The 15,574-nt window shown below is 42.5% G+C and carries 16 protein-coding genes and 1 riboswitch; of the genes, 4 read left to right on the plus strand and 12 right to left on the minus strand.

What is annotated here, in order from left to right; translation table 11 throughout:
* Positions 1-6: 6 nt before the first annotated feature.
* Both BAE31_RS01710 and BAE31_RS01715 read right to left on the minus strand, forming a co-directional pair.
* Positions 7-186, minus strand: coding sequence for a hypothetical protein (locus BAE31_RS01710; RefSeq protein ID WP_076839319.1), 180 nt, complete (start codon positions 184-186; stop codon positions 7-9).
* A 143-nt stretch (positions 187-329) separates the two neighbouring features.
* On the minus strand, positions 330-605 hold the full coding sequence (locus BAE31_RS01715; RefSeq protein ID WP_056768312.1) for a YtzC family protein: 276 nt from the start codon (positions 603-605) through the stop codon (positions 330-332).
* 152 nt (positions 606-757) lie between these two features.
* On the opposite strand from BAE31_RS01715, the gene mnmL reads away from it, so the two are divergent.
* Entirely contained in the window at positions 758-1,723 is a 966-nt protein-coding gene (gene mnmL, locus BAE31_RS01720) for a tRNA modification radical SAM protein MnmL/YtqA (protein WP_017358356.1), read from the plus strand.
* On the plus strand, positions 1,720-2,295 hold the full coding sequence (gene mnmM / locus BAE31_RS01725) for a tRNA 5-(aminomethyl)-2-thiouridylate-methyltransferase MnmM (protein WP_075621977.1): 576 nt from the start codon (positions 1,720-1,722) through the stop codon (positions 2,293-2,295). The genes mnmL and mnmM overlap by 4 nt, the downstream gene beginning before the upstream one ends.
* Before the next feature lie 15 nt (positions 2,296-2,310).
* On the opposite strand, the gene BAE31_RS01730 is transcribed toward mnmM, so the two are convergent.
* Positions 2,311-3,390, minus strand: a complete 1,080-nt coding sequence (locus BAE31_RS01730) for a tetraprenyl-beta-curcumene synthase family protein (protein ID WP_076839321.1) — start codon at positions 3,388-3,390, stop codon at positions 2,311-2,313.
* Positions 3,391-3,420: 30 nt separating this feature from the next.
* Positions 3,421-4,200, minus strand: coding sequence for an alpha/beta hydrolase (locus BAE31_RS01735; protein WP_024424906.1), 780 nt, complete (start codon positions 4,198-4,200; stop codon positions 3,421-3,423).
* On the opposite strand from BAE31_RS01735, the gene BAE31_RS01740 reads away from it, so the two are divergent.
* Positions 4,186-4,761, plus strand: a complete 576-nt coding sequence (locus tag BAE31_RS01740) for a gamma carbonic anhydrase (RefSeq protein WP_264082779.1) — start codon at positions 4,186-4,188, stop codon at positions 4,759-4,761. The genes BAE31_RS01735 and BAE31_RS01740 overlap by 15 nt on opposite strands.
* Before the next feature lie 142 nt (positions 4,762-4,903).
* Here the strand turns inward: BAE31_RS01740 and asnB are convergent, their stop codons facing one another.
* Positions 4,904-6,802 carry an asparagine synthase (glutamine-hydrolyzing) gene (gene asnB, locus BAE31_RS01745; RefSeq protein ID WP_041107362.1) on the minus strand — a complete coding sequence of 633 codons (1,899 nt, stop codon included), beginning with the start codon at positions 6,800-6,802 and terminating at the stop codon, positions 4,904-4,906.
* A gap of 148 nt (positions 6,803-6,950) precedes the next feature.
* The gene (gene metK / locus BAE31_RS01750) at positions 6,951-8,153 is read right to left on the minus strand and encodes a methionine adenosyltransferase (protein ID WP_075621974.1); all 1,203 of its coding nucleotides are present in this window, start codon (positions 8,151-8,153) and stop codon (positions 6,951-6,953) included.
* Between the two features lie 195 nt (positions 8,154-8,348).
* Positions 8,349-8,483: riboswitch (SAM riboswitch) on the minus strand.
* Between the two features lie 226 nt (positions 8,484-8,709).
* Here metK and pckA point away from each other — a divergent pair.
* Positions 8,710-10,296 carry a phosphoenolpyruvate carboxykinase (ATP) gene (gene pckA / locus BAE31_RS01755; RefSeq protein WP_048239156.1) on the plus strand — a complete coding sequence of 529 codons (1,587 nt, stop codon included), beginning with the start codon at positions 8,710-8,712 and terminating at the stop codon, positions 10,294-10,296.
* A gap of 42 nt (positions 10,297-10,338) precedes the next feature.
* On the opposite strand, the gene BAE31_RS01760 is transcribed toward pckA, so the two are convergent.
* From BAE31_RS01760 to BAE31_RS01785, 6 genes are read right to left on the minus strand one after another with little or no spacing between them, the layout of a single operon-like run.
* Complete coding sequence (locus BAE31_RS01760; protein ID WP_025092385.1) at positions 10,339-10,581, minus strand: DUF2584 domain-containing protein; 243 nt, start codon at positions 10,579-10,581, stop codon at positions 10,339-10,341.
* Positions 10,582-10,620: 39 nt separating this feature from the next.
* A complete protein-coding gene (locus BAE31_RS01765) occupies positions 10,621-11,415 on the minus strand; it encodes an alpha/beta hydrolase family protein (protein ID WP_076839354.1) in 795 nt (264 codons plus the stop codon).
* A 26-nt stretch (positions 11,416-11,441) separates the two neighbouring features.
* Positions 11,442-12,923, minus strand: a complete 1,482-nt coding sequence (locus tag BAE31_RS01770; RefSeq protein ID WP_076839322.1) for a phytoene desaturase family protein — start codon at positions 12,921-12,923, stop codon at positions 11,442-11,444.
* On the minus strand, positions 12,920-14,047 hold the full coding sequence (locus BAE31_RS01775) for a glycosyltransferase family 2 protein (protein ID WP_076839324.1): 1,128 nt from the start codon (positions 14,045-14,047) through the stop codon (positions 12,920-12,922). Before BAE31_RS01775 ends, BAE31_RS01770 begins: the two co-directional genes overlap by 4 nt.
* Positions 14,032-14,778, minus strand: a complete 747-nt coding sequence (locus BAE31_RS01780) for a lysophospholipid acyltransferase family protein (protein ID WP_076839325.1) — start codon at positions 14,776-14,778, stop codon at positions 14,032-14,034. Before BAE31_RS01780 ends, BAE31_RS01775 begins: the two co-directional genes overlap by 16 nt.
* Positions 14,747-15,475 carry a carotenoid biosynthesis protein gene (locus tag BAE31_RS01785; RefSeq protein WP_076839327.1) on the minus strand — a complete coding sequence of 243 codons (729 nt, stop codon included), beginning with the start codon at positions 15,473-15,475 and terminating at the stop codon, positions 14,747-14,749. The genes BAE31_RS01780 and BAE31_RS01785 overlap by 32 nt, the downstream gene beginning before the upstream one ends.
* Positions 15,476-15,574 lie beyond the last annotated feature (99 nt).

A 15,574-nucleotide genomic window follows, 5' to 3' on the forward strand; every position in this document is an offset into this window, starting at 1 on the left:
CTTTCCTCATTCATGCTTTTGCAGTCCTATCGCTTGTTCATGTCCTTGCATTAAAGGAAACGAATTGGGTATCAAATCTTTTTGAACTTCAAAACCAATGAAAACGAGAACGAAAAAAAATGTACATGCTATCGCAACAGCCAGCACCATCCACTTCAAATTGATTGATTTTTTTTCTTTTTTCATGGTTGAACACCTTTCTTCACTTTTTAAGTGTCTGTAGTGTATTAGTTGATGTAGTACACTTAATACAATATAGACACCCAGTATAAAAGTCAATAGCTTATTAAAAAAATAAAAAACAGACCCTTAAAAGAAGGATCTGTTCATCATTCATTATCGTAGGAAATCCCTAAAATCATTTGGTTTTGCAAGCTCTGAATTTGAACACGCGCCCTGTCTAACCGTTCTCTTTGCTGGTCATTGGCGACATCTTTTAATTTTTCTAATTCGTTGACCGTACTCTCAAGCATGAGCTGTGCTTTTGAAAACTCTTCCTCATTATAATGTTCCTGACGTGAGCTCAAATCAAATTGTTCATTTGCAAACTCAAGGGTTTCCGTACTTTTTTGGATAAATTCATCGATCGACTGCCTTGTTGCCATCTTACATTCCCTCCATTTCATCATCGCTCCCGCCTATTTTGCCCATGTAAAGCTTTTTCACTAAAGAAAATGTTGGACAGATTCAATTGTCCTCCTTCGTGATTTTTGTTAAACTTTAAGGATGCCTATTATTATGCAAGGAGGTTACTGACTTGGATCAGCATAACCCTTTTTTATATTCAAACAGCGAAAAACGTTATCACACATGGAATTATCATTTGCGTGAACACTTTGGTCATAAAGTATTTAAAGTTGCCTTAGACGGCGGCTTTGACTGTCCAAACCGTGATGGTACTGTAGCCCACGGCGGCTGTACATTTTGCAGTGCCGCTGGATCTGGTGATTTTGCAGGAAACCGGGCTGATGATCTCATCACTCAATTTAACGAAATCAAAGACCGGATGCATACAAAATGGAAAGATGGAAAATACATGGCGTATTTTCAGGCGTATACAAACACACACGCGCCGCTCCCTGTCCTAAAAGAAAAATATGAAACCGTCATGAATCTGGATGGTGTCGTAGGTCTATCCATTGCAACAAGACCTGACTGTCTGCCGGATGACGTAGTGGAGTATTTAGCCGAATTAAACGAACGCACTTACCTATGGGTAGAGCTTGGTCTTCAAACGGTACACGAACGGACAGCTATGCTCATTAACCGTGCTCATGATTATGAATGCTACGTTGAAGGTGTAGAAAAACTGAGAAAACACGGAATTCGTGTCTGCTCACATATCATCAATGGATTGCCTCTTGAAAACCGGGACATGATGATGGAAACAGCAAAAGCTGTTGCGGATTTAGATGTGCAGGGAATTAAAATTCATTTGCTTCACCTTTTAAAAGGGACTCCAATGGTCAAGCAATATGAAAAAGGAAAGCTTGAGTTTTTAAGCCAGGAGGAATATGTTCAGCTTGTTTGTGATCAGCTGGAGATTCTGCCGCCAGAAATGATTATTCATCGTATTACAGGCGACGGCCCAATTGAATTAATGGTTGGTCCAATGTGGAGTGTAAACAAGTGGGAAGTACTCAATGCCATTAATGCTGAGCTCGAAAGACGTAACAGCTACCAAGGGAAACGTTTCGTCAGATTGGAAGAAGCAGCCAAATGATTTTGAAACGCATGCTTCCTTTTAGTAAAGAGCTGTTAGAACGCGCTTGTCAAAAAGGCGACATCGTTATAGATGCAACAATGGGCAACGGCCACGATACACTCTATTTAGCTGACCTTGTAGGAACTGATGGACAAGTGTTTGCATTCGACGTGCAAGAGGAAGCCTTGCAGCAGACAAGCAAAAGGCTTGGAGGTCAATATCCTTACGTTCACCTGATCCATGATGGACATGAAAAACTGGCGGATCATCTTCCGAAGGATGTTTATGGACATATATCTGGTGCAGTGTTTAACCTTGGGTATTTGCCTGGAGGCGATAAAGCCGTTACCACTCAGGCTCATACAACCATTGAAGCCATCAAGCAGCTCCTCGAATGGCTCAAACCCGGAGGTCTAATCGTCCTTGTGATCTACCATGGACATCCCGAAGGAAAAAGAGAAAAAGAAGTGCTTCTCGACTATTGCAGATCACTGCCTCATGAAGAGGTACAAGTTTTATCATATCAATACATGAATATTCAAAACGACCCGCCGTTTGTGGTCGCCATTGAAAAAAAGCTCAAATCCTAATGGATTTGAGCTTTTTTATGATGATTTCATCCAAGGCATTTTCTGATAGGTCCGATAGGCTCTTCCGTTAATATAGAAAAAGAACGATGTTTTCCCGCTTGATTTGATCAGCCGCTTTGCCAGCTTGTTCATCTCTTTTTGGGCTGTCACTTTTTCATCGGACAAATAGACCGCCAGTAATCCTCTGTTAATCAATTTGTGAAAGTTTTCATGCGGAATGCCTTTCAGCTGCTCATCCGCTTTTTCGATAAAATGCTGAAGTCTATCCATCATCTCATGATGAGAATCATAGTATGAGCAAAAGTTCAGATCTCCCCCAAGCCGGTCCTCTTCTTGGTCTATTAAATAATCGAGTAAAATGTGCAGACCTTGAATATAAGGGAAATAGCTTTCGTAAATCTGCTTCGCCTGCTTTTCTGTAAAATCAGGCTGCAGCGCATACGCCACAAGACAGAATATCCCTAACGTTGATCCCGCACAAGCTGAAAACTCATACCACTCCATCTTCGGCAAATCCTTTTCATATTGACGGAACCACGACTCTAATCTTGGCACACGTTCATGAGGAACGACATGCTTATGTACTTGCAGGTCACTATAGTAGTCACACAGCGTGTGTAAATATGGCTGAATGATCGGATAATGCCGAACGCGCGTAAGCACGTTTTGACATGTGCGGACAAGCGCATGTAAATATCCATGATCCTCTTGATCATCACGGAATTGATAGTATGGCTTGAGCTCAGCATGAATATCAAGCGCATCTCTCATCGCTTGATGCAGCATCTGGAAATCCTTTGGATCAAGCGACGTGCTGCGGTCACATAGGTTATCTAAGTAATCACTAATGGTTTGATACGCCACAATGAATTCAATACACATTTCTTTCTCTTCACCTGCTAGAAGAGATAAAATGCCTCCGCCTTCACAGTGAAACGTTTTACTCGATATGCTCGCTAGTGCCTGCGTTCTCAGTTCTTCATTTTCAATCATTTCGGCATGAGCCCGCCACTTTTTCAGCTCCTGATGAACAAGCGGAAAAATATCTTTATACACCTTTGTCATCAGTGCAAAAGGACGCTCTGGTACTGACAAATCACTCCACCCCCAACTTAAAGCTCACAATCAAATATATTGATCTGTAAAGGCTCTTGCCGCCTTAAACACATCTTCTCTTTCTGGTTCATTAAAAATTTCGTGATACAGCTCTTCCCATTCACGGTATGATTTATTGGTTGATTCTATGCCATTGAACCATTTAATCACCCTCGTTTTATCGACGATCTTATCATCACCCGCCTGCATTAAAAGGAGCGGGATCGATTTAAAGACATTCGTCGGCTGCATCGCCGCATCGATATTTTTGATCAGCTCTCGATACCAGCGAACCGACACCTTTGTCACGTAAAGAGAATCATTTGAGTCTGCCTCAATGACCGCCTGATTTCGTGTGGCTAGTTCAATCGACAGCCCTGACTCCACTTTAAAAGACGGTGCCAGCACATTTAGACCTTTTGACGCAAAATCCATCAGCTTCTTCGGTTTAAATTGCAGACCTAAACAAGGTGATGATAAAATAAGGCCATTCAACTTCGTATGGGTATACTGCTTCATCCACTCAATTGAAATGAGTCCACCCATACTGTGTCCAAGTAAAAAAGTAGGAAGCCTGAATGATTTCGCATGTTCGATCCATTCATCGACTGTATCAATGTATTCTTGAAACGAACGAATGTGGCCTCGCGCACGTGTCGATGTGCCTTGCCCAGGCAAGTCACCCATGACGACGTGATAGCCTGCATTCCGCCACATTTCAATCAGCCATTTATATCGGCCGTGATATTCACTCGCACCATGTACAATGACAATTGTACCAACTGGTCTTTCAGCATGCCAAGTCCACAAAGGAAACACCTCACAAATGTTGTATTAAGAAAGGAAGTCGAAAAAGTGATTTATCCATTTCATCAGTTTACACCTGAGATTCATGAATCGGTCTTTGTCGCAGATAACGCCACCATTACCGGTGATGTCACAATTGGAGAATATTCGAGCGTGTGGTTTCAAACCGTCATCAGAGGCGATGTTGCACCTGTGAGAATTGGAAAGAACGTCAACATTCAAGATTTATCGTGCCTGCATCAAAGTCCTGGAAAAACACTTCTTATTGAAGATGGTGCTACCATTGGACACCAAGTCACATTACATAGCTCAATCATTCGAAAAAATGCCCTCATTGGCATGGGTTCCATCATTCTCGATGGTGCGGAGATTGGCGAAGGCGCCTTTATCGGTGCAGGAAGTCTTGTCCCTCAAGGAAAGGTCATCCCAAAAGGATCACTCGCTTTTGGCCGTCCAGCCAAAGTCGTTCGGCTGTTAACAGATGAAGATATTCAAGACATGGACCGAATCCGCAGAGAATATGTAGAAAAAGGACAATACTATCGTTCCCTTTTATCTCGTTAACATCATACGTGTATCTTCACTTTATCACGTTTTTTTCAGGATATTAAGCAATAACTATGAACCGCTTGTTATTTTACCCTTTTCCGCCACTTTCTATCATGACAAAAAAGGTTTTCAGCACAAAGCTGAAAACCTTTTTTCATTAACTAAAGATGACTTCTTTCGGTTGATGATTCAATTGCTCTGGATCAATACTGCGCTCGACATAAATGCTGTGCCAAATCATAAAGATCAGGACGGTCCAAATCTTACGGCTATGATCTGCTTTACCAGCACAATGTTCATTTAATAAATCAAGCACATACGCTTTGTTAATATATTCGTCAGTTTGACTGTTTTTAATGATGTCTTTCGCCCAAGCGTTCATCTCATTTTTCAGCCAATGACGAATTGGAACAGGGAAGCCCAGCTTCTTGCGGTTTAACACATGGTCAGGCACAATGCCTTCTGCTGCTTTACGCAATAAATATTTCGTTGTGCCATCTTTTGTTTTCAGCTCTTCTGGAATTTTAGAAGCCGCTTCAAATACGACCTTATCAAGGAAAGGAACGCGAAGCTCAAGAGAATTCGCCATTGTCATCTTATCTGCTTTCAGTAAGATGTCCCCGCGCATCCACGTATGAATATCAACATATTGCATTTTGTTAATATCACTGTAGCCTGCACTTTCCTCGAAGTATGTCTTCGTCACATCTCGATACGTAATGTTCGGATCATACTGCTTTAAGAGGTTTTTCTTTACTGGCTCTTCAAAGATTTTCGCATTACCGATATAACGTTCCTCTAATGGTGTACAGCCGCGGACGATAAAGCTTTTTCCTTTCATTCCTTCTGGCATTAAGCGCGCCAGACGAAGAAGAAGCTTTTTCAGCATAGATGGAACAGATTCAAATGGTTTAAGAGAAAGCGGCTCACGGTAAATATTATAACCACCGAACAGCTCGTCTGCTCCCTCACCAGAAAGAACAACCGTCACTTGTTTTTTCGCTTCCTTTGCCACGAAATACAATGGAATCGCCGCCGGATCAGCTAAAGGATCATCTAAATGCCAAACAATCTTCGGAAGCTCATTCATATATTCCTCAGGAGAAATCACAGCGCTGAAGTTTTGTAAGCCCAGCTTGTCAGCCGTTTCCTTCGCTACATCAACTTCACTAAAACCATCCTGCTGGAAGCCAACAGAGAATGTCTTCAGCTCAGGATGAAATTCCTTTGCAACAGATACGATGAAAGAAGAATCGATACCACCTGATAGGAATGAACCAACAGGTACGTCACTTCTCATATGAATTTTCACAGAATCATAGATTGCATCGCGTACTTCTTCAATCAGCTTCTGTTCTTGTGTTTGCTCAGGCTTGAATTGAACTTTCCAGTAAGTCTTAAATTCAATCTCCTGTCCTGGGCGTAAAGTAAACTGATGACCTGGCTCTACTTTGTGCACCTTTTGATCAAGTGTATTTGGCTCAGGTACGAACTGGAATGACATGTATTGCTGCAAAGCAGTCTCATCAAATAAAATGTTCTCGTTCACTGCCATCAAGCTTTTGCGTTCAGACGCAAAGTACACTTGCTCATCCATTTGTGTAAAATAAAGCGGTTTGATGCCGAAAGGATCTCTTGCGCCATATAATAATTGCGCTTCTTTATCCCAAATTAAAAATGCAAACATGCCGCGAAGCTTAGAAGCCGCTTCTTCTTTATAATGACGGTATGTAGCAAGAAGTACTTCCGTATCAGAATCTGTGCTGAACGTATAGCCTTTTTTCACAAGCTCTTCCTTCAGCTCCACATAGTTATAAATTTCTCCGTTGAAAATAATCCAATACTTTTCATCTTCATAAGAAAGCGGCTGCTTTCCGTGCTCAACATCTATAATACTTAAACGTCTAAATCCAAATCCTACATGCTCATCATGAAAGTAACCCTCATCATCCGGACCACGATGAACGATGAGACGATTCATTTGTTTAATTAGCTCTTCCTGTTCAGTAGTTTCGGACAATGGACGGTGATTAAATACACCAACAAACCCACACATATTATTGCCTCCACGTTATGTTATTTCTTAAAAGTAGACCTATAATTAGACAGTATTTTGTCCGATTTTGTTTCACATTTTTTCGCTTTTTGAAGATTTTTTTTTAATCAAAAGGAAAACCGCTTAAAATAAGCGGTTTTTTATGTTGTTATTGTCCCAATGCTTCTTTGCGAAGTGTATCGGCTTTATCCGTTTTTTCCCACGGAAGATCTAAGTCGTGACGGCCGAAATGTCCGTATGCAGCTGTTTGTTTGTAGATCGGACGGCGCAGGTCAAGCATTTTAATAATGCCAGCTGGACGAAGATCAAAGTTTGCACGAACCACTTCAATTAATTTTTCTTCTGAAGCTTTTCCTGTCCCGAATGTATCAATTGAAATCGATACAGGCTGTGCTACACCAATTGCATAAGCAAGCTGTACTTCACAAGAATCTGCAAGGCCGGCAGCTACGATGTTTTTCGCTACGTAACGAGCAGCATATGCCGCAGAACGGTCAACCTTCGTTGCATCCTTACCTGAGAAAGCACCGCCGCCATGACGAGCGTATCCGCCATACGTATCAACGATGATTTTACGTCCAGTTAAACCAGCATCCCCTTGAGGTCCACCGATCACGAAACGGCCAGTTGGGTTAATGAAGTATTTTGTCTGTTCATCAATCAGTTCACTTGGAACGACAGGACTGATGACATGCTCTTTTAAGTCACTTTGAATTTGTTCAAGCATCACTTCTGGTGCATGCTGCGTAGAAATAACCACTGTATCAATACGAACTGGTTTGTTTTGCTCATCATATTCAACTGTGACTTGTGTTTTTCCGTCTGGACGAAGGTATGCAAGTGTTTCATTCTTGCGTACTTCTGTTAAACGGCGAGATAATTTATGCGCTAGTGAAATTGGCAGCGGCATGAGCTCTTCGGTTTCGTTGTTGGCAAAACCAAACATCAAGCCTTGGTCACCTGCACCAATCGCATCAATTTCTTCTTCAGTCATTGTTCCTTCACGTGCTTCAAGCGCTTTGTCTACACCTTGCGCAATATCAGCAGACTGTTCATCAATTGATGTAAGTACCGCACATGTTTCCGCATCAAAACCATATTTCGCACGTGTGTAGCCAATTTCCTTAATTGTGTCACGCACCGTCTTTGGAATATCGACATAAGTAGACGTTGTAATTTCACCGCTTACTAATACGAGACCGGTTGTAACAGAAGTTTCACAGGCAACACGTGCATTTGGATCTTTCTTTAAAATTTCATCCAAAATGCTGTCTGAAATTTGATCACAGATTTTATCCGGATGTCCTTCTGTCACTGATTCTGAAGTAAATAAACGACGATTTTGACTCATAATGGCTATTTCCTCCTGTACAAGACCACATCATCCCAAGATGAGGCCTCCAATATGATACGGAACTCGTTCCCTCTTATATTTGAAAACGTTTATATTAGAGATGTTATTGGCAATTTGTTCATATGATATCCCAAAAATAAAAAAACCATTTCCTTCATTGCGAGGAAAGGGTCTGAGATCGCATGCCTTTCACTCTTATCGCTCAAGGTGTTCTTGTACCTTGCATCAGGTTAGCACCTTGGTTTCTCAGCATTTTCATGCCTTTTAAATAAGAAACCGGTTGCTGGGCTTCATCGGGCCTGTCCCTCCACCAACTCGGGATAAGAGTATCCGTTCAATAAGATATCTTATCTTAAACCCTTGCGTCATGTCAATGCTTCATAAGAATTATCTCCCTCTTTTTTCTCCTCACCATTAGCATCACCAAAAAGCATATTTTCATAGCAGAAATGAAAAAACACACACAAAAATTTTTAAATAGTATAGACTATTATTATTAATGTGTTATACTAATCGAAACAAACAAATTCAACGGTAAAGGAAGGGTTTTTTTATGAACTCAGTGGATTTAAAAGAAGATTTGCAGTCATTGCTCTCATTAGAAAATACGCACCAAAATTTATCTGTTCCGAAACTTGTTGAAAAGATTTTGGCACGTAATGAAGGCGTTTTAACATCAACTGGAGCTGTCCGCGCCACAACTGGAGCCTATACAGGACGTTCGCCTAAAGATAAATTTATCGTCAAAGAAGAAAGCTCTGAACATAAAATCGATTGGGGTCAAGTCAACCAGCCGATCTCCAAAGAAGCATTTGACCGTTTATATACAAAAGTTGTGTCATACTTAAAAGAACGTGATGAACTATTCGTCTTTGAAGGGTTTGCAGGCGCTGATGAAAGATATCGTATGCCGATTACAGTTGTAAACGAATTCGCATGGCACAATCTTTTTGCCAAGCAGCTATTTATCAGACCTGACGGGTCAACACCTTCTTCAAACGAAAAACCTTTCACCATCTTATCTGCACCGCACTTTAAAGCAGATCCTGCAACAGATGGCACAAACTCTGAAACGTTTATCATCGTTTCTTTTGAAAAACGCACGATTCTTATCGGTGGAACAGAATATGCAGGAGAAATGAAAAAGTCCATTTTCTCTGTGATGAACTACCTGCTTCCTGAGCAAGACATTTTATCCATGCACTGCTCAGCAAACGTAGGTCAAGAAGGCGATGTAGCCTTATTCTTCGGGCTTTCAGGTACTGGGAAAACGACGCTTTCTGCAAGCGCAAGCCGCAAGCTGATCGGAGACGATGAACACGGCTGGTCTGGCACAGGGGTCTTCAATATCGAGGGCGGATGCTATGCGAAATGTGTGAACTTAAGTGAAGAAAAAGAACCTCAGATCTACAAAGCGATCAGCTTCGGATCAGTTCTTGAGAACGTTGTGCTTGATGAAGAAACACGTGAAGCGGATTACGATGATACTTTCTTTACTGAAAATACACGCGCTGCTTACCCAATCGAAATGATTGATAACATCGTGAAACCAAGTATCGCAGGACACCCATCTGCCATTGTCTTCTTAACAGCTGATGCGTTTGGCGTCTTACCTCCAATCAGCCGTTTAACAAAAGAGCAGGCAATGTACCATTTCTTGAGCGGGTACACAAGTAAATTAGCTGGAACTGAGCGCGGTGTCACATCACCAGAAACGACATTCTCTACTTGCTTCGGTTCACCATTCCTTCCGCTTCCAGCTCACGTCTATGCTGAAATGCTTGGCAAAAAGATTGATGAGCACGGTGCAAAAGTATTCCTTGTGAATACAGGCTGGACTGGCGGAGGCTACGGTACAGGCAAACGAATGAATCTCGCTCATACAAGAGCAATGGTGCAGGCAGCAATCGAAGGTGACCTTGACAATGCCGAGATGATTACTGATGACATCTTTGGCTTACACATCCCGCTTCATATTCCTGGTGTACCAGATGAAGTGCTTCAACCTGCTAAAACATGGGTTGACCAAGAGGCTTATCAAGAAAAAGCACACTTCCTTGCCAATGAATTTAAAAAGAATTTCCAAAAATTCAGCCATGCGGCAAGTGACATTGAAGCCAAAGGCGGTCCACTCGTATAACCAAATGAAAAAAGCTGAGGAGAATAAAATCCCTCAGCTTTTTTAGTTTGTTGAATGCAATGACACAAGACGGTACGTCACCTTCGTGACATTGTCTGTCAGCTCCAGCTTTTCAACATGTGCTGTCCCTGTTTTTTCTCCGTCTTTCGTTTTGCGCACCTCAAGTGGAATATTTAATGGATAAATGCGGTATCCATCCTTCATGAGTTCAAATACATTTTCTTCAATTCTAGTCTCTTTTCCCTTTGTGACAATCATTGTATTAAATTCAACAGGCATTCCCATAATGAAAATCCCCCTACTTTCTATATTTCGTTATACTGCTTATTTTACCACATTTCCGCTTTTTCGGCTGTGCATCCATGTGGTCAGCCTTCTCACAATTTCTCGATTATGCTGCGGCGGGAAATAGTGGTTGTATCCGTGGAAATACCATGTCTCCACGGACTTCCCGTGCTGGCGCAGCGCATCTTCTAACAAATACGCATGCTCAATCGATACATTTTGATCCTCTTCTCCGTGGATGATAAGGACAGGTGCTTCAATTTTGTCCACATCATTTAAAGGGGTTCTGTTCTCATATGCCTCTGGCACCTTATGCGGCGGACCGCCAATCACACGTTTCATCATCCGTCTCATATCCACACGCTCTTCATAAGTCAGTTTCATGTCACTGACGCCTCCCCATGTGACAAAGGAAGCTGCCACCTGTTTCATTTCAACAGCGGTCCAGATGCCCATAATACCGCCTCGCGAAAAACCAAAGATATGAATGCGGTCCTTCTTCACTTTTTTGTGCTGTTTTAACAGCTGAAAGGCAGCGAACGCATCTTTTCGATCTTCTCCGGCAAAATCTTCGTTCCCTTCGCCTCCTTGGTTTCCCCGGTAAAAGGGAGCAAAGACGACAAAGCCCTGCGCGGCAAATTGCACAATCCGGCCAGGTCTGACCATCCCCACATTTTTAATGCCGCCTCGTAAATACAAAAAGCCGTCGTAGAAACCTTCCCCGGCTGGTTCAGCGAGCAGGCCTTTCATCCGAAGTCCATCTGCCTCATAGGTCACTGTATATAAGTGGATATGCGGATGGGGCGACGGAAACCTTCTTTTTTCCACAATCACTCGATTTCTCTCCTTTTCATCTTTGATTACGTCCATTGCTTCAGTATCGCTTCTGCGACAAGCTGGCCTGATTTTGTCACCATCGGCGTGCCGCCGCCTGGATGACTTGTTCCACCAACAAACCAAAGTCCTTCAATGTCCTTTGACTGATTATTGATGCGAAAGAATGCCTGTTTGAACGAGTTTGAAGACATGCCATAAATGGCTCCACGATATGCCCCCGTTTTCTGCTGCAAATCGAGCGGGGTTTGAACCGCTTCATATTCGATAAGCTCATCCAAATCAAAAAGACCTTTTTCCATTAATTTGTTTTTTACATGCTGACGATATGTCTCCTTTAGCATGTCCCAATCTTGCTCTTTTGTCACATAAGGTGCATTGGCCAGTACAAACAGGTTGCTTCTTCCCGGTCCTCCGCTTAAAGCTGGTTCTGAATGGCCTGAATAGCATATGTATAGCGCCGGGTCTTGAGGCAGTTGTTTTTTCTGAAAAATATCCTTGAATTCTTGCTCATAATCCTCAGGGAAAAACACATTGTGATGGACCAGCTGTTCATAGACTTTAGGTACCCCTAATAAGAGAACAAAGCCCGACAACGACGGTTCAATGCCAGACAGTTTTTGATTTAAAAAACGAGGACGGTCTTTTTCATCTATGAGATGACGGTATACAGTCAGCGCATCTGCTCCTGCAATGACTTGATCTGCCTCATACATCTGCTGATCCGTCTCAACTCCTTTGATCCGCCGATCCTTCACATGAATCTTGTTCACTCGTTCATTGAGGTAAATCTGAACGCCTAATTCTTTTGCCAGTGTCTCAAATGCCTCAACTAAACGATACGTACCGCCCTGTATTCCATAAATCCCTTTCTCCCCTTCTAAATACGCCATCATATTAAAAATAGCCGGCGCCTCGTAGGGAGAAGAGCCAATATAAGTGGCATACCGTCCAAACATCGCCAATGTATGGGGATGACGGAAATATTGACGCAGCAGGCGCTGAACCGATGTGAACGGTTTGACAGCGAGAAGTGCTTTCATCAGCTTTACATCCGCCTTATCCTTCCAGCTCAATAACAAACGATTTAAAAACTGCTCCTCTGCCTTTTGAAAAAGCGTCTTTGATTCCTGCAAAAATGCGCGGTATTGCTTCGCATCTTCAGGACTGAATGCAGCAATTTGTGATTCCATTTGCTCAATATTCGGCGTAAACTCGACCGTATGTCCATCTGGAAAAATATTTTTGGTAAGCGGAGAAATCGGATAAAAGGTCACATAATCCTCCATCCGTCTATGACAGGATGTAAACACTTCTTCAAAATAGGCCTTCATTGTAATGGTGCTCGGTCCTAAATCAAAAGAGTAGCCTGCCTCGTGATGGCGCTGCAATTTCCCCCCTAAAGCCGCTTCTTTTTCTAAAATGGTGACCTGAACCCCGCGTGACTGTAGACGGATCGCTGCTGATAATCCGCCAAGTCCACCGCCGATGATGATCACTTTTTTCATTCGTACCTTCTCCCTTTCCATTCATACCCTTCTTTTTTCAGACTGATTTTCATAGAAGCAAAGCCAATGGCGATCAGGCTTAAAATACTGACCGGCAATAAAAAAGCCATCGCAGATGTCCGCCCATTTTCAGTATCAATTGCTGCTTTAATCGATACACCCAGCCCATAGCAAAGAATGGCTAAGCATATGCTCAAAACATCCAGCTGAAACAAGGCGATCATGAAACAAATGACAGGAGCCAAATAAAGGAGGGTGTATAAACAAAAGACACTGCTTAACAAAGCAATGCTTCGATTCACCCCCGGGAACAAATTTTTCCGGTAACCTTCCCAAACCTCTTGTCCACTTTCATACATTCTCATATACACAAATGGATGAATGCTTGCAAGTGTGAACGGAAAGCCTTTTTCCTTCACCCTTCTAGCCAAAGCCATATCATCAACGAGTGAATCCTTGATCGCTTCATGCCCGCCAATGTCGTGATAACAATTCTTTTCAATGGCAATAAAACCACCATGTGCTGCAGCAAAAGCGGGGTTCTTAGATTTTCTTACCCATTTCACTGGCAGATGACAGCCAATGGTAAACATCATCATAGGAACGACAAGATGCTCAAAAAATGTACCTGTTTTTTGTTCTGGAAAACCTGACAGCATGCCCGTTTTTTGCATACATAACTGCTTGTATACTGATTCAACTGCCCCTTTTTTTAACCGGACATCCGCATCTAAAAATAGCAGCCAATCAGAAGCTGCTGCTTCTGCGAGCTGAGAACAGGCATATGATTTACCAAGCCAGCCCCGCTTTAATGGCTGACCTGACTGGACTCGGATCCACGGATATGTTTCTGCGAAGCGCTCCACCAGTGCTCTAGTCTGATCTGTCGAATGGTCATCAAGTACGATAAGCTCTTTCGGATAAAAGCGTTGATCAACGATCGACTGAAGACAGGCTTCTATTCGTTTTTCCTCATTTCTCGCTGGAATCAGAATTGATAACGAAATAGGTTCACCCGGCGAAAAGGGTGCTGGCTTTAAAACAGGAAGCTGCCTCATATTCCATATGGTGAAAATAAACTGACAGAGCAAGAGTACACTGATTACGGTTAAGAAGACCGCCATGTTTTCACCCACTTTTTAAAGGAATCAAACGCATCACTTGTTGATTGACTTGTCCTTGTCATCTGTCTAAATTCTTGATTAGTTGAAAAATCAGGATCTGCGATGACCTGTGCTTGATGTGTATTTAGCTGCGTTTCAAGCAGATCTCTAAGCAGATGCGTCACGTCCTTGCTTCGAAATTCTCCGCCAGATACTAAGGTATCTTCACCAAACACAGCAGATACTGTCGGCTTTTGAAATTGATTAAATGTATAATGCAAGGTCACAGGCTTCACCACGACTTGCTCAAATTGTCTCACTAAAAATGAAGCCCCGCCCTCCAATTCAAGCGGCCGCATATCCTGATGCATGATTTTCCCCTGTGGAAAAAGCCATACAGCCCTGCCAGCCTGCATGTTCTCTTTTGCCGTCATTAATGCTTGCTTCACACTTTTCAGATTCTCTTTCTGAACCGGAAAGGCACCAAGCTTTCGGAAAAAGGCATATTGCTTCAGCTGTTTCTCCTCCATCATCATATAGTGATCGAGTTCGGACGCTTTTTCTGTTAAAAGAAAGATGATCAGTCCATCCCACCATGAGCTATGATTGGCGATATAAAGAACAGGCAGCTTCTCGTTTGGGTCCACAGTGCCTTTCATCATCACGCAGCGGAAATGTTTATGAAGTAAATACCGCTCAAGATAAAGAGAAAATATACGTCTAAACGATCGGCTTTTGTCGCTTTCTTTCAAATTGAACCCTTCCTTCACACAAAATAACAATGATCAGTGCTAAATAAAAAATGACATCGAGCCCGCCCTTTAATGCCAGCACACCAAAAAAGAACACCATTGCCTGATAAATACGGCTCGTCCAGCTCAGAGCCTTTTGATCAATCTGAACAAGCGGGAAGAGAAAGGAAAGTCCTGCTCCAATCATACCCCAGCTCACAAAATTCTCAAAAGGAATACCATAAAAACCGCCGCCGTCATACCACACCCAAAATTTCCGTTCAGCCGCTACTGGGTCTAATATGAGGTCAAGCAAGACAATCCATATCCCCGTTTCGACTGCTCGTTTCCATTTCGACTGCTGATTGGATAAAAAAAGGCTGTTTAAAAACACACCAACCCATGCAAAAGCAATGGTTAAAGGCACCCCTGCCACTAGAAAACCTAACGTCGGATAATAGTCATAGGCCCCGAAAGGAAAACCGGTTGTGATCCCTATCCATTCAACCGTAAAGGTCAGCACCCCGACAACGGCTGCCCTTTTGATCACACCCCCCCATGCCCCATAAATATTTCGCCCAATCTCTATCACACAGCAGGCATACAGCACAAGGAAAATGCCATTTGCAAACTGAAGCCATGCTGGCACTTCAAAAGAGACCATTAATATGAGCCCTACTAAATACCATCCAAGAAATACCCAACTCACTCTATACACGAAACCGCCCCTTTATTTCTTCCAAATTCAAGAAAGTATTCATGCTTCTAGTATAGAAAAAAAGACACGTTCTATAAATAAACAATGCGCTTCTTATTT

The sequence above is a fragment of the Bacillus sp. I-2 genome (genome assembly GCF_001974945.1).
Taxonomy (GTDB): Bacteria; Bacillota; Bacilli; order Bacillales; family Bacillaceae; genus Bacillus; species Bacillus safensis.

Excerpts from the sequence above, each read along its gene's own strand:
- BAE31_RS01710 (WP_076839319.1), bottom strand. The coding sequence starts at position 186 with ATGAAAAAAGAAAAAAAATCAATCAATTTGAAGTGGATGGTGCTGGCT.
- BAE31_RS01715 (WP_056768312.1), bottom strand. The coding sequence starts at position 605 with ATGGCAACAAGGCAGTCGATCGATGAATTTATCCAAAAAAGTACGGAA.
- mnmM (WP_075621977.1), top strand. The coding sequence starts at position 1,720 with ATGATTTTGAAACGCATGCTTCCTTTTAGTAAAGAGCTGTTAGAACGC.
- BAE31_RS01740 (WP_264082779.1), top strand. The coding sequence starts at position 4,186 with ATGCCAAGTCCACAAAGGAAACACCTCACAAATGTTGTATTAAGAAAG.
- asnB (WP_041107362.1), bottom strand. The coding sequence starts at position 6,802 with ATGTGTGGGTTTGTTGGTGTATTTAATCACCGTCCATTGTCCGAAACT.
- metK (WP_075621974.1), bottom strand. The coding sequence starts at position 8,153 with ATGAGTCAAAATCGTCGTTTATTTACTTCAGAATCAGTGACAGAAGGA.
- pckA (WP_048239156.1), top strand. The coding sequence starts at position 8,710 with ATGAACTCAGTGGATTTAAAAGAAGATTTGCAGTCATTGCTCTCATTA.
- BAE31_RS01760 (WP_025092385.1), bottom strand. The coding sequence starts at position 10,581 with ATGGGAATGCCTGTTGAATTTAATACAATGATTGTCACAAAGGGAAAA.
- BAE31_RS01770 (WP_076839322.1), bottom strand. The coding sequence starts at position 12,923 with ATGAAAAAAGTGATCATCATCGGCGGTGGACTTGGCGGATTATCAGCA.
- BAE31_RS01775 (WP_076839324.1), bottom strand. The coding sequence starts at position 14,047 with ATGGCGGTCTTCTTAACCGTAATCAGTGTACTCTTGCTCTGTCAGTTT.